This window comes from Curtobacterium sp. MCLR17_043 (assembly GCF_003224215.1).
Classification (GTDB): domain Bacteria; phylum Actinomycetota; class Actinomycetes; order Actinomycetales; family Microbacteriaceae; genus Curtobacterium; species Curtobacterium flaccumfaciens.
Genome location: NZ_QKLH01000014.1, coordinates 38,584 through 58,078, shown reverse-complemented (window position 1 = coordinate 58,078; position 19,495 = coordinate 38,584). Strand labels below are relative to the sequence as shown.

The 19,495-nt window shown below is 71.2% G+C and carries 19 protein-coding genes; 7 read left to right on the top strand and 12 right to left on the bottom strand.

Annotation, left to right across the window (positions count from 1 at the left end; translation table 11 throughout):
* Window positions 1-55: 55 nt before the first annotated feature.
* Complete coding sequence (locus DEJ03_RS13800) at window positions 56-1,057, top strand: acetylxylan esterase (protein ID WP_110865024.1); 1,002 nt, start codon at window positions 56-58, stop codon at window positions 1,055-1,057.
* On the opposite strand, the gene DEJ03_RS13795 is transcribed toward DEJ03_RS13800, so the two are convergent.
* The 3 genes from DEJ03_RS13795 to DEJ03_RS18030 are packed head-to-tail and all read right to left on the bottom strand — an operon-like array spanning window position 1,050 to window position 2,378.
* On the bottom strand, window positions 1,050-1,241 hold the full coding sequence (locus tag DEJ03_RS13795; protein WP_110865023.1) for a hypothetical protein: 192 nt from the start codon (window positions 1,239-1,241) through the stop codon (window positions 1,050-1,052). The genes DEJ03_RS13800 and DEJ03_RS13795 overlap by 8 nt on opposite strands.
* A 10-nt stretch (window positions 1,242-1,251) precedes the next feature.
* The gene (locus DEJ03_RS18130) at window positions 1,252-2,214 is read right to left on the bottom strand and encodes a helix-turn-helix transcriptional regulator (protein ID WP_111054919.1); all 963 of its coding nucleotides are present in this window, start codon (window positions 2,212-2,214) and stop codon (window positions 1,252-1,254) included.
* The gene (locus DEJ03_RS18030; RefSeq protein ID WP_163343324.1) at window positions 2,211-2,378 is read right to left on the bottom strand and encodes a hypothetical protein; all 168 of its coding nucleotides are present in this window, start codon (window positions 2,376-2,378) and stop codon (window positions 2,211-2,213) included. The genes DEJ03_RS18130 and DEJ03_RS18030 overlap by 4 nt, the downstream gene beginning before the upstream one ends.
* 196 nt (window positions 2,379-2,574) lie before the next feature.
* On the opposite strand from DEJ03_RS18030, the gene DEJ03_RS13785 reads away from it, so the two are divergent.
* The 3 genes from DEJ03_RS13785 (at window position 2,575) to DEJ03_RS13775 (ending at window position 4,898) form a co-directional block, all read left to right on the top strand.
* Entirely contained in the window at window positions 2,575-3,333 is a 759-nt protein-coding gene (locus DEJ03_RS13785) for an AraC family transcriptional regulator (protein WP_110865022.1), read from the top strand.
* A gap of 106 nt (window positions 3,334-3,439) precedes the next feature.
* Window positions 3,440-3,817 carry an ATP-dependent DNA ligase gene (locus DEJ03_RS13780; protein WP_071245963.1) on the top strand — a complete coding sequence of 126 codons (378 nt, stop codon included), beginning with the start codon at window positions 3,440-3,442 and terminating at the stop codon, window positions 3,815-3,817.
* Between the two features lie 55 nt (window positions 3,818-3,872).
* Window positions 3,873-4,898 carry a glycosyl hydrolase family 18 protein gene (locus DEJ03_RS13775; RefSeq protein ID WP_110865021.1) on the top strand — a complete coding sequence of 342 codons (1,026 nt, stop codon included), beginning with the start codon at window positions 3,873-3,875 and terminating at the stop codon, window positions 4,896-4,898.
* A 97-nt stretch (window positions 4,899-4,995) separates the two neighbouring features.
* Here DEJ03_RS13775 and DEJ03_RS13770 read toward each other — a convergent pair whose 3' ends face one another.
* The 4 genes from DEJ03_RS13770 to DEJ03_RS13755 form a co-directional block, all read right to left on the bottom strand.
* The gene (locus DEJ03_RS13770; protein ID WP_375342295.1) at window positions 4,996-7,368 is read right to left on the bottom strand and encodes a glycoside hydrolase family 3 N-terminal domain-containing protein; all 2,373 of its coding nucleotides are present in this window, start codon (window positions 7,366-7,368) and stop codon (window positions 4,996-4,998) included.
* 113 nt (window positions 7,369-7,481) lie between these two features.
* Entirely contained in the window at window positions 7,482-8,363 is an 882-nt protein-coding gene (locus DEJ03_RS13765; RefSeq protein ID WP_017886791.1) for a carbohydrate ABC transporter permease, read from the bottom strand.
* Window positions 8,363-9,385: a carbohydrate ABC transporter permease gene (locus DEJ03_RS13760; RefSeq protein ID WP_027464452.1), complete on the bottom strand. Its 1,023-nt coding sequence runs from the start codon at window positions 9,383-9,385 to the stop codon at window positions 8,363-8,365. The genes DEJ03_RS13765 and DEJ03_RS13760 overlap by 1 nt, the downstream gene beginning before the upstream one ends.
* A gap of 2 nt (window positions 9,386-9,387) precedes the next feature.
* Window positions 9,388-10,683, bottom strand: coding sequence for an ABC transporter substrate-binding protein (locus DEJ03_RS13755; protein ID WP_027464451.1), 1,296 nt, complete (start codon window positions 10,681-10,683; stop codon window positions 9,388-9,390).
* Window positions 10,684-10,829: 146 nt separating this feature from the next.
* Here DEJ03_RS13755 and DEJ03_RS13750 point away from each other — a divergent pair, with 146 nt between their 5' ends.
* Window positions 10,830-11,873 (top strand): LacI family DNA-binding transcriptional regulator, encoded by a 1,044-nt coding sequence (locus DEJ03_RS13750; protein ID WP_181422725.1) that lies wholly within the window; start codon window positions 10,830-10,832, stop codon window positions 11,871-11,873.
* 13 nt (window positions 11,874-11,886) lie between these two features.
* Here the strand turns inward: DEJ03_RS13750 and DEJ03_RS13745 are convergent, their stop codons facing one another.
* Window positions 11,887-12,870 carry an AraC family transcriptional regulator gene (locus tag DEJ03_RS13745; protein ID WP_110865020.1) on the bottom strand — a complete coding sequence of 328 codons (984 nt, stop codon included), beginning with the start codon at window positions 12,868-12,870 and terminating at the stop codon, window positions 11,887-11,889.
* A gap of 121 nt (window positions 12,871-12,991) precedes the next feature.
* On the opposite strand from DEJ03_RS13745, the gene DEJ03_RS13740 reads away from it, so the two are divergent.
* Window positions 12,992-13,438, top strand: a complete 447-nt coding sequence (locus DEJ03_RS13740) for a MarR family winged helix-turn-helix transcriptional regulator (protein WP_071405206.1) — start codon at window positions 12,992-12,994, stop codon at window positions 13,436-13,438.
* A gap of 95 nt (window positions 13,439-13,533) precedes the next feature.
* Here DEJ03_RS13740 and DEJ03_RS13735 read toward each other — a convergent pair whose 3' ends face one another.
* From DEJ03_RS13735 to DEJ03_RS13720, 4 genes are all read right to left on the bottom strand, one after another.
* Window positions 13,534-14,382: a carbohydrate ABC transporter permease gene (locus DEJ03_RS13735; RefSeq protein WP_027464448.1), complete on the bottom strand. Its 849-nt coding sequence runs from the start codon at window positions 14,380-14,382 to the stop codon at window positions 13,534-13,536.
* On the bottom strand, window positions 14,382-15,350 hold the full coding sequence (locus DEJ03_RS13730) for a carbohydrate ABC transporter permease (RefSeq protein WP_171907805.1): 969 nt from the start codon (window positions 15,348-15,350) through the stop codon (window positions 14,382-14,384). The genes DEJ03_RS13735 and DEJ03_RS13730 overlap by 1 nt, the downstream gene beginning before the upstream one ends.
* Complete coding sequence (locus tag DEJ03_RS13725; RefSeq protein WP_110865019.1) at window positions 15,347-16,666, bottom strand: ABC transporter substrate-binding protein; 1,320 nt, start codon at window positions 16,664-16,666, stop codon at window positions 15,347-15,349. The genes DEJ03_RS13730 and DEJ03_RS13725 overlap by 4 nt, the downstream gene beginning before the upstream one ends.
* A gap of 373 nt (window positions 16,667-17,039) precedes the next feature.
* Window positions 17,040-18,056, bottom strand: a complete 1,017-nt coding sequence (locus DEJ03_RS13720) for a LacI family DNA-binding transcriptional regulator (protein WP_253183720.1) — start codon at window positions 18,054-18,056, stop codon at window positions 17,040-17,042.
* Between the two features lie 201 nt (window positions 18,057-18,257).
* On the opposite strand from DEJ03_RS13720, the gene DEJ03_RS13715 reads away from it, so the two are divergent.
* The gene (locus DEJ03_RS13715) at window positions 18,258-19,493 is read left to right on the top strand and encodes an ABC transporter substrate-binding protein (protein ID WP_110865018.1); all 1,236 of its coding nucleotides are present in this window, start codon (window positions 18,258-18,260) and stop codon (window positions 19,491-19,493) included.
* Window positions 19,494-19,495: the final 2 nt, after the last annotated feature.

Genomic DNA, 19,495 nt, shown 5'->3' with positions numbered 1-19,495 from the left:
CCCCCGGCGCCCTCCACCAGGGCGCCGGGGGCATCATCGTCCCCGGAGGACACCCATGCCACTGACCGACCTGCCCCTCGACGCGCTCCGCGCCCACCGCTCGGACGTCCGTCGTCCCGCTGACTTCGACGCCTTCTGGGCGGACACGATCACCGCCGCCCGGACCGCGGGCGAGGGCGTCGAGGTGACCCTCGTGCCGGCCGAGACCCCGGTGACCGGGCTCGTCGTCGAGGACCTGACGTTCCCCGGGTTCGCCGGTGACCCGGTGCGCGCGTGGGTCAACCGGCCCGTGACCGACGACCCGGGCGCACTGCCGGTCGTCGTCGAGTTCCTCGGCTACGGCGGTGGCCGTGGTCGGCCGGGCGAGCGCGTGCACTGGGCCCTCGCCGGGTACGTGCACGTGGTGATGGACACCCGCGGCCAGGGCTCCGGGTGGGCCGGCGGCGACACCCCGGACCCGCACGGCTCCGCACCGCACGCCAGCGGCTGGATGACGAGCGGCATCGGCTCGCCCGCCGACCACTACTACCGCCGCGTCTACACCGACGCCGTGCGACTCGTCGAGGCGGTGCGCACGCTGCCCGGGATCGACCCCGAGCGCATCGCCCTGACCGGCGGCAGCCAGGGCGGCGGCATCACGATCGCCGCAGCGGCCCTGGTCGAGGCACACGTCGGACCGGTCGCCGCGGTGCTGCCCGACGTGGCGTTCCTGGCCGACTGGCGGAACGGCACCGACGTCGCGGTCGGCGGGCCGTACCTGGAGCTCGCGCAGTACCTCGCCGTCCACCGCGACGCGGCCGACACCGTGTGGGCGACCGCCGCGTACCTGGATGGGGTGAACCACGCCGCCGGCATCACCGCCCCGGCGCTGTTCTCGGTCGCGCTGATGGACGACGTCGTGCCGCCGCGCACGACCTTCGCCGCGTTCAACGCCCTCGGCTCCACCGACCGCGAGATCGTCGTGTACCCGTACAACGGGCACGAGGGTGGCGGCTTCCGGCACTGGGAGCGTCAGGCGGCGTTCCTGGCGGACCGGCTGCAGCGCTCCGTCAGATGAAGTAGTGGTGCCGGTGGTGGGGGCCGGCGCTCCCGCCACCGACTTCGTAGTGCACGGTGAGGGTCTGCTCCCAGTCGCCGCGGTGATCGCCCCACTCGAACAGGATGCTGTCCGGCACGACGTCCGGCTGGTGGAGCAGGACCCGCTCCGCCAGCCCGATCAGCCGCTGTTGTCGGGTACGCACGGATCGGCGCTCAGGTGCTCGTCTGGAGCGTCTTCTTCGGGTACTCGTCGAAGCGCTGGAAGTACGTGCTCGAGAACCGCCCCATGTGGCGGAAGCCCCACCGGTGCGCGACCTCGGCCACCGTCGTCTGCGCGCAGTCGGCGAGCTGGAGCGCGATCCGGACCCGGTCGAGGCGGACCTGCAGCAGGTACGTCATGGGGCTCACGCCGACGTGCTGCACGAAGTTCTCCTGCAGCGTGCGGGAGCTGACGCCGACGGCCCCGCAGACGTCCGCGAGCTGGAGCGGCCGGTCGCAGTGCTCCGCGAGCCAGGCCTGTGCGAGCTGCACGGTGTTCACCGTCCGGCGGACCGGCGATGCGTCGGGTTCGGCGTCCGTCCCGCCGAAGGCCCGCAGCACGGACTCGGCCAGCAGCACCTGTGCCGACAGGTGCCCGCCCGGGTTGCGGTCGGGGTGCAGTGCGTTGACGGCGACCGCGTCGATGCGGGCGACCAGGTGGGACACCTCGGCCTCGGCCGGGCGGGATCGCAGTCGGCCGGCGAAGCGGTGGTCGAACACGACCCCGTTCACGGCGTCGAGGAATCCGCGGTCGACCCGCAGGACCTGGACGGTCCCCGCCGGCACGAGCAGCGTGAACGGCCGGTCCGTCGGCAGGAGCACCGGCACACCGGGCCGGGCGGGCGCGTCGTCGTCGACCCGCAGGCACCCCGCGGTCGACCACGCCAGCACCGGCGTGCCGTCCGGCGTGAACGAGGCGGCGGCGGCGGTCGACACCGCCGACGACAGCAGCGCGACGTTGTGGTGGCGCACCGTCCGGTGGCGGAACGCGAACCGGTCGGTGGGGGCGAACCGGACGTCGCGACCGTCGTACACGGCACGCACCGTCCGGACGGCGTCCGCGGTGGTCCGGCCGCACCGCTCGGCGGTCCGGGGCGCGTTGCCGACGGCGACCCGCGGGACGGTGTCGCTGCTCACTGGCCCGATCCTCGCCGGGCGCGGAGGTCCGCGAAGGTGAACCGCTCGCGGTCGACGTCGTCCTCGGACTGCACGATCCACCCGCGTCGGGCAGCGCGTGCCCGAGCCCGGTAGGAGGTGATGTGGACCGGGGCGACCCCCGGTGCACGCTCGTAACCACTCATCAGATCCTCCGATCTGTCCCCGTGCCTCCGACCCTGTTCGGAGGGGGACAGTTTGAGTACCTCTTGGACGATAAGCGCCCTCACCGGGGTCCACAATGGCCCCCGAACGGGTGCGATCCACATCCGCGCACGCCGGATAACGGCGGCGTCGTGGCGTCGGAGGCCGATCGGCCCGACCGACTCGTACCCTCCACGTATGGACCAGGCACCGACCACGGCGAGTGGTCCCGAGCACGGCGGAGCACGGCTGTCGCGCACCGTGCACGAGGCGCTGCGGTTCGTGCACGCCCACGCCCGCGAAGCGATCTCCGTACCGGACATCGCCGCCGCCGCACACCTGTCGACCCGCGGCCTGCAGAGCGCGTTCCGGCGGGAGCTGCAGACCTCACCCGCGTCGTACCTGCGCGGGGTGCGACTCGAGGGCGTCCGCCGCGACCTGCTGTCGATGACACCGGCCGACCGTCGCACCATCGCGGACGTCGCCAAGCACTGGCACTTCAGCAACGCCGGTCGGATGGCGGCCGAGTACCGCGCCGCGTTCGGCACCGCACCGTCGGCGGCGCTCCGGTCGTTCGACCCGGAGGACCCGGACCCCCGCGCCACGTCGGACCTCGCCGGGTCCCCGGGCGAGGGATCACGCTTCCGGATCGTGCTCGACTGCGAGGTGGAGGTCGACGACGCCGACGCGACCTTCGCCCATGCCCTGCGCCGTGCCCAGGGCGACGACCGCCCCTGGCACGGCTACGACCCCGACGGCAGCACGGCGGACGTCGTCGCGTTCCTGCTGGCGAACGCCGTCCGCGGGGCCGCCGGGGACACCTCCGGCATCCGGCTGCGTGCGGTCAACCCGATGCTGCGGGCGCCGGACGAGCACGGCGGGTACCCGTCGGCCGAGCTCCCGCCGTGGTCGGCACCGGCCGTCCCACCGTCGGCCACCGGCACGGAACGGGACTGATCGCGCCGTCGATGGACGAAAAGCGCCAGGGGTCGAGGAACCGGGGGAGGATGGACCTCGCGGGCCCGGCACGTGCGGCGGGCCCCGGCAAACGGAAGGCAGCGCCATGGGCCAGCTCATCTACGACTCGCAACCCCTCGAGCTCCGCCTCGACGACCGTGCGCTCACGCACCTGCAGATCGTCATCGTGAACCTCATCCGCCGCGGGGAGAGCTTCGTGTTCTCGTGGAAGGACGACCCCGCCGTCGGCGGGGGCCGCAGCAGCATCTGGATCCACCCGTACTGTGGACTGCACTTCAAGTTCGCCGGCGGCAAGTCCCCGAGCGTGAACCGCTCGTGGCTCGACGAGCTCTACGCCAGCGCGGCGAGCGGCTCCGGCCTCGTCCTGAGCCCGGAACCGACGGACGCCGAGGGCCCGGTCTCCGCCGACGACGTCGCCGGCGCCCCACCGGCACGACCCACCACGACCATCAGCGCCTCCTGACCGGAGCGCTGACGACGCGCCCCGACCGGGCACGAACGACAGGACGCCCCTCCCCGTGACCACCACCCCGCGTCGACGCCGCTCCGCGCTGCTCGCCGCCGCGCTCACCGCCGGACTCGCACTCGCCGGCTGCACGGCCCCGACCGCCGCCCACGCTGAGGGGTTCGACGTGACCGGCTTCCAGCCCGAGAACGCCGACACCGCCCTGGTGGACGCGAACGCCGCCGCGATGGACGTGGTCGGCGTCGACGGCCTGCTGCTGAACCGCACGGGCACGAAGGTCACCGCCCCGTCGCGCGCCGCCAAGGCCCAGCGCAACCGGGCGCACGCCAACGGGCTCACCGCGCAGCTGCTCGTCAGCAACTACTCCGAGGCCGACGAGGACTTCAGCGAGCCGATCGCGCGGAAGCTCCTGACCTCGCCCGCGAACCGCGCCCGGGTCGTCCGATCACTCGCCGCCGACGTGGCCACGGGCGGCTGGGACTCGGTCATGATCGACCTCGAGGCGCTGACCCCGGCGGAGAAGCCCGGTCTCACCGCCTTCGCCCGGGAGCTCCGGGCCGCCGTCGGCGACGACGTCCGGCTCGACATCGCCCTGTCCGCGTCGACCACCGCCGCCGGGTACGCCCGCCTCGGCTACGACGTCCGCGCCCTCCGCGCCCCGCTCGACCACCTGACGCTCATGGCCTACGACCAGCACGGCCCCTGGGAGCCGGACACACCCGGCCCGGTCGGGTCGCTCGCGTGGTCGTCGAAGGCTGCCCGTGCGCTCGCGACCCTCGCTCCCGCCGACCAGATCGTGCTCGGTGTCGCCGGGTACGGCTACCACTGGAAGGGGAAGCGTCCGGCCGGTCAGCTCTCCGACGCCCAGGCCCGGCTCCGGGTCCGGAAGGCGGGCGCGACCGCCCGCTGGGACGCGACGGTCGGCGAGTGGACCGCGACCCTGCCGAGCGGTGAGGTGCTCTGGTGGTCCGACGCACGCTCGCTGCGCGAGCGGGTCGCGCTGGCGGAACGGCTCGGCCTGACGGGCGTCGCCGTCTGGTCGCTGGACCTGTCCGACCGGATCGAACCGGTCGGGTGACCGCGACCCGCTGACGGACAGGAGGCGCGGTGCGAGCCCGCACCGCGCCTCCCGTCCGTCTCCCGGTCACGCCCAGGGCGCGTGGTCCGTCACCAGGTCAGACGAGCGACCACTCCACCAGGCGGGGGTCGTCGAGGGTGACCTCGTGGACCGAGCCGGTGACCGCGACGGTGGCGCGCGCCGTGGCGGTGCCGGGGACGGGGTGTCGGACCGGCCCGTCGCCCGAGGCGACGATCCCACCCGCTGCCACCGGGCCTCCCGGCCGGGACGCCGCCGCGTGCGACGCGACCCAGACCTGCACGTCGCCGGGTTCGACCACCTTGCGCATCCGACGGTCGGTGAACGCGAAGCGCTGCACCGGGACGCGGAAGCGGACCCGCGCGGACTCCCCCGCGGCGAGCGCGACCCGCGCGTAGCCGAGGAGCTGCACCTCGGGCCTGGTGACGCTGCCGTGCACGTCGTGCCCGTAGAGCTGCACGACGTCCTCGCCGGCACGGGACCCGGTGTTCCGGACCGTCACCGACGCGGTGAAGACGCCGTCGGAACGGACGTCCGGGTCGACGACGAGCTCGTCGTGGGCGAAGTCGGTGTAGCCGAGGCCGAAGCCGAACGGCCGCACCGGCGTCGAGTCGGCGGCGGTGACGTCCGACGGACCGCCGAGCCGGGGGTGCAGGTACGTGAACGGCTGCGCGCCGGCGGACCGGGGCAGGGACAGCGGCAGGCGGCCCGAGGGCGAGGCCGCGCCGGTGAGCAGGTCGGCGATCGCCAGCCCGCCGCCCTCGCCCGGGAAGAACGCCTGCACGACCGCGGCCGGACGCGGCTGGTCGCCGTCGAGCGCCCAGCCGATCGCGTACGGCCGGCCGGTGAGCAGCACCATCACGGTGGGGGTGCCGGTCGCGACGACGGCCTCGACCAGCTCACGCTGCACGCCGGGCAGGTCGAGCGACTCGGTGTCGTTGCCCTCGCCGACCGTGCCGCGGCCGAAGAGCCCGGCCTGGTCGCCGACGACGACCACCGCGACGTCCGAGGCGGAGGCCACGGCGACCGCGTCGGCGAAACCGGCCCGGTCGTCGCCCGTGACGGCGCAGCCCGCTGCGAAGCGGACCGCTGCCGGGCCGAGGGCCCGGGCGACGGCTTCGCGGACGGTCGGGATCGCGAAGCCGAGCGGCAGGTCGGGGTGCGAGGCGAGCACGTGGTTGGCGAACGAGTAGCAGCCCTGCAGGGCCTCGGCTCGGTCGGCGTTCGGGCCGATGACGGCGACGGAGGCCCCCGGTGCGAGCGGGAGGACGGGGGTGGTGCTGTCGACGGTGCCACCGTCGGCGGTGCCGCTGTTGGCGCTGCCGCTGTCGTTCGACAGCAGCACGAGCGACTTCGCCGCCAGCTGGCGTGCGAGTGCCTGGTGCAGCGGGGTGTCGAGGTCGATCCCGGTCGGGGCGTCCTCGGCGAACGCGTCCGGTTCGAGCAGGCCGAGCCGCTCCTTCTGCCGGAGCACCCGGAGCACGGCGCGGTCGACGAGTGCCTCGTCCACCTGCCCGCTGCGGACCCGCTCGACCAGCGGCGCGAGGTACGCGTCACCGGTCGGGAGCTCGACGTCGATGCCGGCCTCGAGCGCCAGCGCCGCGGCCTCGCCACGGTCGGCGGCGATGCCGTGCATGACCTCGAGGAACGCCACCGAGAAGTAGTCCGCGACGACGGTGCCGTCGAAGCCGAGCCGGTCGCGGAGCAGGTCGGTGAGCAGCTCGCCGTTCGCCGCGACGGGCACGCCGTCGATCTCGGCGTACGAGTTCATGACGCTCCGGGCGCCGCCGTCGCGCAGCGCCATCTCGAACGGCGGCAGGTACACGTCGGCGACCTCGCGGGCCCCGGCGTGCACGGGGGCGTGGTTCCGCCCCGCCTGCGACGCCGAGTAGCCGAGGAAGTGCTTCAGCGTCGCGTCGACCCCGGCGGACTGCAGGCCACGCACGTACGCGGTGCCGACCGTGCCGACCAGGTACGGGTCCTCGGCGATGCACTCGTCGACCCGGCCCCAGCGGGGGTCACGGATCACGTCGAGCACGGGTGCGAGCCCCTGGTGGACGCCGAGCTGGCGCATGGACGCACCGATCGCGGCGCCGACCTGCTCGACGAGCTCCGGGTCGAACGACGCGCCCCACGCCAGCGGGGTCGGGAACGTCGCGGCCTTCCACGCGGCGAGCCCGGTCAGGCACTCCTCGTGGACGAGCGCCGGGATCCCGAGCCGGGTCTCGCGCTGCAGGCGGCGCTGTTCGGCCCAGAGCCAGGCGGCACGTTCGTCGGGTTCGACGGGGCGGGTGCCGTAGACGCGGGTGAACTGCCCGATGCCGTCGCGGGTGATGTCCGCCAGGGTGCTGCCCTGCTGCACGGCCGCCATCTCGCCCTGCATGGGGGCGACGACGCCGTTCTGGTCGAGCCAGTAGCCGACGAGCTGCGCGACCTTCTCGTCGAGGGTCATCACGGCGAGCAGGGCGTCGGCGCGGGGTCCGGCGGCGGTCGCGGTCGCGTCCGTCGCGCTGTCGGTCTGGAGGCGCGGGTCGCGTCCGGCGGTCTGCGTCGCGTCCGTCGCGGTCACCCCTTCACCGCCCCGGTCAGGCCGCCGACGATGCGGCGCTGGAAGATCGTGAAGAACACGAGCGCCGGGATCATCGACATCGAGGTGAACGCGAGCACCTTGGCGGTGTCGACGGAGTACTGCGACGAGAACGACTGGACCCCGAGCGGCAGGGTGTACGCCGCCTCGTTGTTCAGGATGAACAGCGGCAGGATGTAGCTGTTCCAGCTGGCGATGAACGCCAGGATGCCGACCGTGACGACGCCGGGCAGCGACAGCGGCACGACCATCCGGAAGAAGAACCCGAGACGGCTCGCTCCGTCGATCGACGCGGCCTCCTCGAGCTCGTCGGGGATCGCCCGCAGGAACGGCACCAGGATGATGACGGTGGTCGGCAGCGCGAACGCGATCTGCGGCAGGATCACGCCGGCCAGGCTGTTCGTCAGACCGAGGTCCTTGACGAGCAGGTACAGCGGGGTGATCGCGACGGTGATCGGGAACATCAGACCAGCAGCGAACAGGGCGTACAGCGCCCCGCGGCCGGCGAACCGGTAGCGGGCGAGCACGAAGCTCACCATCAGCCCGAGCACGACGACCCCGAGGGTGGTCGTGACGGCGCTGATCGTGGAGTTGCCGAGCTGCTGCCAGAAGATGCCGCTGGACAGCACGGACCCGTAGTTGCCGAACTCGAACGGTGCCGGCAGTCCGGCGGGGCTCGTGGTGATCTGCGAGTTGGTCCGGAAGCCGCCCAGCACGATGTAGAGCACAGGTGCCAGGTTGGCGGCGACGAACAGGATCGCGACGACGTACGTCAGCGGGTTCGCGCGTCCGATCGCGGCACTGGACCGGCGCTCCCGCACGGCCCGGCGCCCGGGGGCGACGATGCTCGTGGTGGCCATCAGTTCTTCCTCTCGGTGAGTGCACCCGCGGTGTCGCGGCGGAGCACGAAGCGCTGGTAGATCAGGGCGACCACGAGCGAGATCACGAACATCACGACCGCGACGGCGCTGCCGAAGCCGAAGTTGCCCGAGGTCCGGCCGTTGGCGACCATGTACGTCGCCATCGTCGAGGTGCCCGCGGTCGACGCGATGTACTGCCCCCAGATGATGTAGACGAGGTCGAACAGCTGCAGCGAGCCGATGATCGACAGGAACGCCCAGATGCGGATGGTCGGACCGAGCAGCGGCAGCGTGATGCGCCGCTGGATCTGCCAGTAGCCGGCGCCGTCGATGGCGGCGGCCTCGAACAGTTCCTCGGGGATGCTCTGCAGGCCGGCGAGGAACAGGATCACCGCGAAGCCGATGTACTTCCACGAGATGATCACGAGCAGCGTCCAGATGGCGATGTCGGGGTTCGACAGCCAGTCCGCACGGAGCCCGCCCAGGCCGATGCTCTGGAACAGGTCGTTCACGGCGCCGTTCGACTGGAGCATCAGGCTCCACCCGGTGCCGACGATCACCTCGGAGATGACGTACGGCACGAAGACGAGCACGCGGACGAGTCCTCGGCCGTGCATCTTCTGGTTGAGCAGCAGTGCGAGCACGATCGCGATCGGCCCCTGCAGCACCAGGGAGAGCACGACGATGAAGCCGTTGTGCATCAGGACCGCGTGGAACGCCTTGTCCTGGAAGATGATCAGGTAGTTCTGCAGCCCGACGAAGTCGGTGGGCGGGCCGTAGCCCTGCCACTTGAAGAACCCGTAGTAGGCGGCGAGCGCCACGGGCAGGATCACGAACGTGACGAAGACGATGACCGCGGGTCCGGCGAGGACCGCGATCTCGACGCGCTTGCGCCAGTCCGCGATGCGGCGCTTGGTCCGCCGACCGGCGGGGAGCGGCGAACCGCTCCCCGCCGGGGACGTCCCCGCGGCCGTGTCCGACCCGGTGGTCGGAGTCGTACCGAGCGAGGTGTCGAGGGTCATGCTCAGCCCTTGGCCGCAGCCTGGTTGGTGGTCTCGACGATGTCCTTCGCGCTGCCCTTGTCGGCGAGCAGGTCGACGACGCTGGTGTTCAGCGCGTTGCCGACGTTCTGGCCGTACAGGGTGTCGAGGTACTGCGAGACGAACGGGGCTTCCTGGTAGGCGGCCAGGGCCGTCTTCAGGTAGTCCGAGTCGACGACCGACTGGGCTTCCTTGTTCACCGGGATGGCGTTGAAGGCCTTGTAGTAGCCCTCCTGGTTGTCCTTCTGCACGATGAAGTTCAGGAAGTCAGTGCACGCCTTCTTCGGGGCCTGCGCCGAGCAGGAGTTGCCGTCGACACCACCCATCATCGACTTCGGGTCACCCTTGCCACCGTCGATCGCGGGGAACGGGAACCAACCGAGGTCGGGCAGCGGCTTGGCGTCCGGCGTCAGCGACGCGATCACGCCCGGGTCCCACGCGCCCATGAGCTCCATGGCCGCCTTGTGGTTGGCGAGGAGACCGGCGGAGCTGCCGGCGCCCTGCTGGGCTGCGGTGGTCAGGAAGCCGTTGTTGAAGGGCTTGGTGGCGTTGAAGTCCTCGAGCTGCTCGCCGGCCTTCGTCCAGCAGGCGTTGTCGAACTTCAGCGACTTCGCCGTGTCCTCGAGGGTCTTCTGGCTGCACTCGCGGAGCGCGAAGTTGTAGTACCAGTGGGCGGCCGGCCACGCGTCCTTCGCGCCGACGGCGACCGGGTCGATGTCCTTGGCCTTGAGCTTCGTGATCGCGTCGTTCAGCTCGTCCATGGTCGTGGGCGTGCCCTCGATGCCGGCTTCCTTGAACAGGTCCTTCGAGTACCAGATGCCCTCGGGGAGCACCGCGCCCGGCATGGCGTAGGTCTTGCCGTCCTTCTCGTACCCGGCGAACGTGCCCGCGCTGATGGACTTCTTCGCGTCGGCGCTGATGGAGTCGGAGATGTCCATGAGCTGCCCGGCAGCGATCATCGCGTCCATCTTGCCGCCGCCGCGCTGCAGGAACACGTCGGGGGCGTCGCCGGAGTTGAGGGCGGTCTGGAGCTTGCCGTCCAGGTCCTCGTTCTGGATCGCCTGGGTCTTGATGGTGACGTTCGGGTACTTCTCCTCGAACGCCTTCACCGTCGAGGCCCAGTAGGCCTTGCCAGGTCCGGTGGTCGAGTTGTGCCAGAAGGTCATCGTGACCTTCCCGCCGTCCTCGGAGGCATCGCTGCCCGCCGAGCACCCACTGGCCACCAGTGCTGTGGCCCCGATCAGCGCGATGGCTGCCGCGGCACGGATCTTCCTCGTCATCGTGGAACTCCTGAAGTGTCGTCGTTGACATGCGCGACATCGACTGCCGCTGCGGAGAGCATGCCTGCTGCTCCAGGTCGATGTCAATCGATATCGATAACGTTTTCTTACCCGATCGCATGGTGCCGCAGCGGTACGGTGTGCACATGGACTCGGCACTCGGCGCGCGTCCCGGTGCCGGCCGGGTGACGATCGGCGACGTGGCGCGGGTGGCCGGGGTCTCGATCCCGACGGTGTCCAAGGTGATCAACCAGCGCGACGGGGTCGCACCCGCCACGATGCTCCGCGTGCAGCAGGTGGTCGAGGACCTGGGGTACGAGACCTCGCTGGTCGCGCGGAGCCTGCGGAGTTCGCGGACCGGGGTCGTCGGCATCCTGGTGCCCGAGTTCGAGCCGTTCTCGACCGAGCTGCTCCGGGGCATCTCGCGGGCGGCCACCGGCACCGGCTACGAGCTGCTCGCCTACGCCGGCCTGATGACCGGCGCCGATCGACCCGGCTGGGAGCGCCGGTCGCTGTCCCGCCTCTCCGGCACCCTGATCGACGGCGCGATCGTCGTCACTCCGACCACGGCGCTGTCGAGCTCGTCGATCCCCGTCGTGGCGATCGACCCGCACACCGGGCCGGAGGGGCACGCCACCGTCGACGCCGACAACGAGGCCGGCGCGGTGCAGGCCGTCCAACACCTGCTGTCACTCGGACATACCCGCATCGCGCACCTGCAGGGACGCGCCGACCTGGCCTCCGCCCAGCTCCGCGCGGCCGGGTACCGCTCGGCCCTGACGGCCGCGGGCATCACGGTCGACGAGTGCCTGCTGCGTGACGGCGGCTACCAGGAGGACCAGTCCGCGGCCGTCGCCCGCGAGCTCCTGACCCTCGCCGACCGCCCCACCGCGGTGTTCGCCGCGAACGACTCGTCGGCGATCGGCGTGCTCCGTGCCGCGGCCGAGGTCGGGCTCCGCGTCCCCCAGGACCTGTCCGTCGTGGGCTTCGACGACGTGCCGCAGGCGTCCACCACGACCCCGCCGCTCACCACGGTGTCGCAGCCGCTCGCCGAACTCGGGTCGCACGCCGTGCAGATGCTCCTGACGATGCTCCGTGGCGAACCGACCACGGACCACGTCCGGCTCCCCACGACCCTGCGGGTGCGGGCGAGCACCGGCCCCGTGCCGAGGCCGGCATCCGGCCGCTGAGCACCCGGCGTCGTCAGCGTCGCAGGGTCTGCTTCGGGTACTCGCCGAACCGGGCCGCGTAGGCCGCCGAGAACCGGCCGAGGTGGGCGAACCCCCACCGCCGCGCGACGTCGCCGACGATCCCGGCCTGCGGGTCGAGCTCGAGCAGTTCTCCGCGCACCCGGTCGAGCCGGACCTCGCGCAGGTAGGTCAGCGGTGACACGTCGAAGACCCGGCGGAAGGACTCCTGCACCGACCGCACGCTCAGGCCGGCGACCTCGGACAGCTCCTGGACCGTGACGGACTCGGCGGCGTGCGCGTGGATGTACTCCACGGCGGCCCGCAGCCGGGCGTTCCGCGGCAGGCCGAGCACCGCGGGCAGGTCGTCCGCCTGCGGCGGGAAGGTGTCCAGGAACGCGGTGGCCGCCGACCGCTTGGCCTCGTGCCACGCGTCGGAGTCGGGCCCCTCGGCGCGCAGTGCCCGGGACAGCGCCACGAGTGCCCCCTGCCAGCGCTCCGCCGTGTCGGGTTCCGGCGCGCGGGTGGGGTCGAACCGCAGTGGTGTGGCGTCGACCTCCAGGTGTTCGAACGCGACGCGGTGCACGTACTCCCGCCCGAAGTGCACCAACCGCTGGTCGTGGTCCTCGGCCGTGAACACGAAGTCGTCCTCGGGCGGCAGGAGCACGGGGACGTCCCGGCGCAACTCCATCCGGACGCGCCCGGAGTCCAGGTGCGCGGTCCCGCTGGTGATCCACGTCACCACGTAGTCGGCACCGACGGGCACCGAGCCGCGCACGGCACCGCGGAGCTGCGAGCGCCGGATGCTCACGTCGGAGTCCCCGACGGCTGTGTACCGGTACGAGAAGTCGTCGTCGATGCGCCGGACGGACCACCGATCCGCGCCGTGGACGGCGGCGAGGTCGCGCTCGGCCGAGTCGGGATCCCCGCCCGAGACCTCGAAACGCACCGGTTCACCGGCGCGTTCGGCGCCCTGTGGGGTCGGGACGGGGTCAGCCACAGCGCCTCGCTCCCGATGCCGTCACCCGCACCGTTCCACGCTCCGCGTTATGTGGATACGCTGGGGCGGTGACTGCGGCGTATCGTGACCCGGACGAGACCCGTTCAGAGGGGGCGTTGTCGTGAGCGATGTCGACCTGGACGCGGCGCTGACCCGGCTCGAGGCCGCGGTCTCCGAACTGCGCGGCCGACTGCGCGACGAACTCGGCGTCTCCGGCGGAGACCTGACGCTGCTGCAGTTCGTCTCGCGTGCCGAGGAAGCGGGTCGGACGGTGCGCGTGAAGGACCTGTCGAAGCACCTGGGGCTCACCGGCCCGGCGGTCACCGGCATGGTGGACCGCCTCGAGCACAGCGGACACCTCAGTCGTGTCCCGAACCCCGACGACGGCCGCAGCCGGTACATCGAGCTGACCGATGCTGCCCGCCGCGACTACGCGCGCGCGATGGACGGCACGAACAAGCACCTGCACGACCTGATGGCCTCCTTCTCGGAACGGGAGCGGGCCAGGTTCGTGCGGATCATCGACCGCATCGTCGCAGCCGTCGATCTCGGCGCACCGAGCCCCTGACGGCAGGGTACGGGCGGTCAGGTCGACGTCCGGACGAATGTCCAGCATGCGCAGCTAGGTAAGTTCCCTACCTATCTCCGCATGCCGGACACCGGTCACCCCTTGACGGCGCCGGAGGTCAGACCGGACACGATCGAGCGGCGGAACACGAGCACCAGGATGACGATCGGCACCGTCGCAGCGACGCTCGCGGCGAAGATCTGCGCGAACGGCACCGTGAACTGCGTCCCGAAGAGCGCGATGCCGACCGGGATCGTCCGGAACGAGTTCTCGCTGTTGAAGGTCAGTGCCATCAGGAACTCGCTCCACGAGGCCGTGAAGGTGAAGACGCCGACCGTGAACAGGCCCGGCTTGGCCATCGGCAGGATCACCGACAGCACGGTCCGCCACGCCCCGGCGCCGTCGATCTCGGACGCCTCCTCGATCGTCGACGGGATCCCCTGCAGGTAGTTCCGCATGATCCAGATGGCGAACGGCAGGTTGAACGCCACGTACGGCACGATCAGGCCCGGGTACGAGTTGAGCAGCCCGAGGTTGCGCTCGAGCAGGTACAGCGGTGTCAGCACCGCGATCGCCGGGAACACCGACAGCATGAGCAGCGAGGTCATGATCGCCGTGCGCCCCCGGATGAACCGGCCGGCCAGGGCGTACCCGGCGAGGAACGCCAGCGCGAGCACGATCACCGTGGTCGACACCGAAACGATGACGCTGTTCACCATGTACTGGCCGAGCGCGTTGTCGCGGAAGGCCACCACGAAGTTGTCGAAGGTGAACGACTGCGGCCAGACGGTGGGCGGCGACTGCCCGATCTCGGACGCCGGCTTGAGCGACGTCGTGACGAGCCAGTAGAGCGGCAGCGCGGTGAGCACCGCGATGACGACACCGCTGACGTTGACGGTGTTGACCCACTTGCGCCAGCCCTTGCGCACACGTTGACGGGGCATCAGTCGTCCCCTCCCTTCGCCTGGTTCCGGAACGCCCGGAGGAACAGCAGACACCCGGCCGCGACGATGACCGCGGTGGAGGTCGCGATCGCCGCGCCCGGTCCGATGTTGATGTCCTGGAAGAGCACCTTGTAGCCCATGATCGCGAGCGACTGGGTGGCGGTGCCCGGTCCACCGTTCGTCAGCACGAACGGCAGGTCGAAGACCCCGAACGCCTGCAGGATGCGGAACAGCACCGCGATCGTCAGGGTCGGGGTGAGCTGCGGCAGCACCACGCGCCAGAACGTCTGCCAGGTGCTCGCACCGTCGAGCTCGGCGGCCTCGTAGTGGTCCTCGGAGATCTGCACGAGCCCGGCGAGCAGGATGATCGCGACGAACGGCGTCGTCTTCCAGATGTCCGCGACCATCAGCCCGGTGATCGCGGGCACCGGTTCGCCGAGGATCACCGGCGCGTCCCCGAACAGGCCGAAGAACCACGTCGCGACGCCGTAGGTGCTGTCGTAGATGTACTTCCACAGCTGCGCGTTGACGATGGTGACGAGCGACCACGGGATGAGCATGAGCGCGAGCATCCAGCCGCGGGTGGCCCCGAGCCGCTCGAGCACCAGGGCGACGAGCATGCCGAGCACCAGCTCGACCGACACCGTCACCACCGTGTAGAGCACCGTGAAGCCCAGCGCCCGGTACCAGTCGGCGCTCTGCAGCAGGGCCGCGTAGTTGTCGAACCCGAACGACTGGATCGTGAAGCCCTCGTAGCCGACCTCGACGTCCGCGAAGCTCAGGACGACCGAGTACACGACCGGGAAGATCGTCACCGCCGCGACCACCAGGAGCGCCGGTGCCGCGAAGCCCCACGCGCCCCGCGAGCGGATGCGGTCGAGACGTGACCGCCCCGTCGGCCGGGGCGGCGGATCGACGCGACCCGTGCCTCCAGGCCGTGCCGGTCGTGTCGCCGTGCCGGCGCTCACAGCGCTGCTCCCTGCAGTGCGAGCGAGATGGCGGAGGCCATCGCGCTGGTGCCGCCGTCGACGGACGCCTGTCCGCCGAGGATGCTGTTGCCGTTCTGGTAGACGCCCTGCGAGACCTTCGGGTAGTAGGCGGTCGAGGTCGGGCGGGGCACGAGCGTGATGCCGGCGGCCGTGTCGTAGGTCGGGCGCTCCTGCCGCTTCGCGTCCTCGCTCACGAGCGAGGCGCTTCGGGCCGGCAGGACCCCGCCCTCGCGGGTCAGGAACTGCTGCGCGGTCTCGCTCGACATCCAGCGCGCGAAGGTCAGTGCCGCCGCGGGCTCCTGGGTGTGCGGGTTGATGTAGTTCCCCCACCCGCCGATCGTCGAGTGGTGCTCGTCCATGCCGTCGAACGTCGGCCGGGCGGCGAGCCCCACCTTGCCGGCGACCTTGCTGTCCGGGCCGTTCGCGATCCCCCACGCGTACGACCAGTTGCGGAGGAACGCCGCGCGGCCGCCGGAGAAGGCGTCGTTGGTGTCCTGCTCCTGGTACGTCAGGGTGGCCCGTGGCGACGCTCCCGACGTGACCAGCGACCGCATGAACTCGAACGCGCGCTTGGTCTCGGAGCTCGTCGTCTCGGGCTTCGTGAGGTCGTCGTTGAGCAACGACCCGCCCGCGTCGGCGACGAACTCGGTGACGTTGCAGGTCAGTCCCTCGTACACGTCGCCCTGGAACGCGAACCCGTACGACACGTCGCCGGAGTCCACGAGCTTCGCGGCGGTCTCGCGCACTTCCTCCCACGACCCCGGCACCTGCAGGGAGTGCTTCGCGAGCAGGTCCTTCCGGTACAGGAAGAACGACTCGTCGATGTAGAGCGGGAACATGTAGTACGTGCCGTCGACACTCGCCGCCAGCCGCAGGCCCTCGGGGAACTGGTCGAAGAAGTCCTCGCCGACGAGCTGGTTCACGGGGGTCGCGAGCTTGTTCTTCGCGAACTGCCCGGGCCAGGCGACGTCACCCAGGTAGACATCCGGCGTGCTGCTGCCGGCCGCGATCTGGGTCGTCAGGCTGGTGCGGTTCGTGTCGGTGTCGCTCGGGGCGCTGACGATCCGGACGCGGATGTTCGGGTGCTCCTTCTGGAACTCCGCGATGAGCCGGCGGCGCAGGTCACCGCCGTCCTTCGAGGCGACCTGGCCGGCCCACCAGCTGATCGTCGCCTCGCCCTCGGGCGGTTCGGTGGGCCAGTCCTCGACGCGCGTGCGCTCGGGTCGGGTGGAGCAGCCGGCGAGCAGCAGCACCCCCGCTCCCCCGAGCATGAACGTCCTCCGGTCGATTGCCATCCGTCCTCCTCGACGTGTGGTGCTGCGAACCTGTACGTCCACACAACCAGGCGGAGCCTGGTCTGTCCGCCAGGCGGCGGCGCGGTCGCCGTCGCTGTCGCTGTCGCTGTCGCGAAAGCGACACCCTGCCGCGGAACGTCCGCAGGGATCTGTCGCTTTCGCGGGTGGGGGCGTGGGCCCGCGGGGCGGCGGACGGGAGGCGCGTGGCGGGGACGACCCGCGCCTCCAGGCCGCCAGGTGGTCGCGAAAGCGACAGAACCCGCACGGCCGAACCCGTCAGTCCCCGCGAAAGCGACAGTGTGCCGCGAACCGTTGGCGGAGATCTGTCGCTTTCGCAGATGGGGCCGACCCGCGCCTCCAGTCCGGCAGGGGGTCAGGCGGGGGCGGGGGCCGTCGAGTCGGCCAGGTGCAGGGCGCACGGGATGAGCGTGTGGGTGCGCTCGGTGCTGCCGCCCTCGAGGCGGTCGACCAGCGACTCGACCGCCAGGCGGCCGAGCTCCGGGCCGGGGGCGTTCAGCGTCGTGAGCACCGGTTCGGTCGCGGCGCCGGCGCCGTCGGAGGACACGATCGCGATGACCGAGACGTCCTCGGGCACCCGCCGACCGCCGGCCCGCAACCCGCTGACCAGCCCGAAGTTCGAGTCGTCCTTCATGATGATCGCGGCCGTGACGTCGGGGTCGTGCGCCAGCAGGTCCGCCGCCGCACGACGACCGCCCTCGGCCGAGGCACCGGCGGCGACCACGGTGCCGGTCAGTCCGCGGCGCTCGATGCCGGCGTGGAACGCCGCCTCGGAGCGGACCTTCGGCCCGTAGTCGGCCATGGTGGTGCCGTCGAGGTCCTCGACCACGAGGCCGATCCGACGGTGCCCGAGCCCGGTGAGGTGGTCGAGGGCGTCCTCGACGGTGCGCTCGAAGTCGATGTCGACGTAGGAGATGCCCGAGGGGTCGGCGGTGCGGCCGATCGCGACGAACGGGACCTCGAGCTCGGTCAGACGGGCGATCCGGGGGTCGTGCATCGTGACCTCCATCACCACGACCCCGTCGGCGAGACCACCGGAGATGAGCTCCTGCACGTCGTCCGCCGTCGTCACCGCCGGCCAGAGCACCAGGTGGTACCCGAGCTCCGAGGCGCGGCTCGCGGCACTCGTGAAGAACTGCAGCGCGGTCTGGCCGAGCCGGTGCTCGAGCACCGGGAACACGAGCGCGAGGATCCGGGTGCGGCGCGACGCCAGCGCCCGGGCGACCACGTTGTTCCGGTAGCCGAGCTCGCGCATCGCCGCCGTGACCCGGGCACGGGTGTCGGCGGACACGCGCTTGTTGCCGTTCACGACGAAGGACACCGTCGCGATCGAGACGCCCGCCCGGTCGGCGACCTGCTGCATCGTCGCCATGCCGCTCCCTCACCCTGTCCCGCTCACTGTAGCGGGGGCGGTGTCCGAAAAAGTTCGTCTAAGCGCTTTACCATCTAACCGCTTCGATGCTAACTTCGACCCCACTCGGGACGCGACGGAGCGGTTCTGGTCCGGTCGTCCCCGATCCACGAGCGACACGTTCGACTCGTGTCCGGCAACCATCCAGAGAAGAGCGAAGCAATGAAGCCTCGACACCGCAGGATCGCCCCGGTCCTCAGCGCGGTCGCCATGCTGGCGACCGTCCCCCTCGTCCTCGCCGGCTGTTCCGGCGGCTCGTCCGCGAGCTCCGGCGGCAAGGTGGACTCCATCACCGTGCTCGACTACTACAACCAGGGCAACGACAAGAAGGTCATCGGCGAGTACCTCGACAAGTGCGGGGCCGAGAACGACGTCACCATCAAGCGCAGCCTGGTGCCCGGCTCGTCGCTCATCCAGAAGGTCCTGCAGCAGGCGTCGTCGAAGACCCTGCCGGACGTCCTGATGCTCGACAACCCGGATCTGCAGCAGATCGCCGAGACCGGTGCGCTGTCGCCGCTGTCCGACTACGACATCTCGACCGACGGCTACGCCAAGGGCGTGCTGCAGGCCGGGACCTACGAGGACAAGGTCTACGGCCTCGCCCCCACCGTGAACACCATCGCGCTCTTCTACAACAAGAAGGCGCTGTCCGAGGCCGGTGTCACCCCGCCGAAGACGTGGGACGAGCTGCAGTCCGCCGCGGCGAAGCTCACCGAGGGCGACCAGTACGGGTTCGCCGTCGACGCCAACGCCACGTACGAGGGCACCTGGCAGTTCCTGCCGTTCATGTGGTCGAACGGCGGCGACGAGAAGGACATCGCGACCCCGGAGACCGAGGAAGCACTGTCGCTCTGGAAGGGCCTGGTCGACGACGGCTCGATGTCGAAGAGCGTCGTGAACTGGACCCAGGCCGACGTGAACGACCAGTTCATGGCCGGCAAGGCCGCGATGATGATCAACGGCCCGTGGCAGATCCCCGGGCTGAAGGAGTCGAAGGTCGACTACGGGATCGCCCAGATCCCCGTGCAGTCCGCCAGCGACAAGGCCGTGGCCCCGCTCGGTGGCGAGGTCTGGACCGTCCCGAACACCGGTGACAAGGCGAAGCAGGCCGTCGCGGCGAAGATCGTCGACTGCATGAACAGCGACGCGAACCAGCTCGCGATGGCGAAGCTGCGCTACACGATCCCCTCGAAGACCGACGTCGCCCAGCAGTTCGGCAAGGACGTCCCCGAGGAGCAGGTGTTCGTCGACCTCGTCGCCGACGCCCGCGCCCGCACCGGCGAGCTCGGTGCCGACTGGCCCAAGGCCGCGACGAAGATCTACACGGCCGTGCAGTCGGCGCTGACCGGGCAGGACTCCCCGGCCGACGCCCTGCAGAACGCGCAGTCGAGCAACTGAGC

Bases quoted from the DNA above. Each gene is read 5' to 3' on its own strand.
- DEJ03_RS13750 (WP_181422725.1), top strand. From the start codon at position 10,830: ATGGACTCGGCACTCGGCGCGCGTCCCGGTGCCGGCCGGGTGACGATC.
- DEJ03_RS13725 (WP_110865019.1), bottom strand. From the start codon at position 16,666: ATGGCAATCGACCGGAGGACGTTCATGCTCGGGGGAGCGGGGGTGCTG.
- DEJ03_RS13760 (WP_027464452.1), bottom strand. From the start codon at position 9,385: ATGACCCTCGACACCTCGCTCGGTACGACTCCGACCACCGGGTCGGAC.
- DEJ03_RS13785 (WP_110865022.1), top strand. From the start codon at position 2,575: ATGGACCAGGCACCGACCACGGCGAGTGGTCCCGAGCACGGCGGAGCA.
- DEJ03_RS13800 (WP_110865024.1), top strand. From the start codon at position 56: ATGCCACTGACCGACCTGCCCCTCGACGCGCTCCGCGCCCACCGCTCG.
- DEJ03_RS13755 (WP_027464451.1), bottom strand. From the start codon at position 10,683: ATGACGAGGAAGATCCGTGCCGCGGCAGCCATCGCGCTGATCGGGGCC.
- DEJ03_RS13780 (WP_071245963.1), top strand. From the start codon at position 3,440: ATGGGCCAGCTCATCTACGACTCGCAACCCCTCGAGCTCCGCCTCGAC.
- DEJ03_RS13770 (WP_375342295.1), bottom strand. From the start codon at position 7,368: ATGACCCTCGACGAGAAGGTCGCGCAGCTCGTCGGCTACTGGCTCGAC.
- DEJ03_RS13720 (WP_253183720.1), bottom strand. From the start codon at position 18,056: ATGGCGACGATGCAGCAGGTCGCCGACCGGGCGGGCGTCTCGATCGCG.
- DEJ03_RS13765 (WP_017886791.1), bottom strand. From the start codon at position 8,363: ATGGCCACCACGAGCATCGTCGCCCCCGGGCGCCGGGCCGTGCGGGAG.
- DEJ03_RS13735 (WP_027464448.1), bottom strand. From the start codon at position 14,382: ATGCCCCGTCAACGTGTGCGCAAGGGCTGGCGCAAGTGGGTCAACACC.
- DEJ03_RS13715 (WP_110865018.1), top strand. From the start codon at position 18,258: ATGAAGCCTCGACACCGCAGGATCGCCCCGGTCCTCAGCGCGGTCGCC.
- DEJ03_RS18030 (WP_163343324.1), bottom strand. From the start codon at position 2,378: ATGAGTGGTTACGAGCGTGCACCGGGGGTCGCCCCGGTCCACATCACC.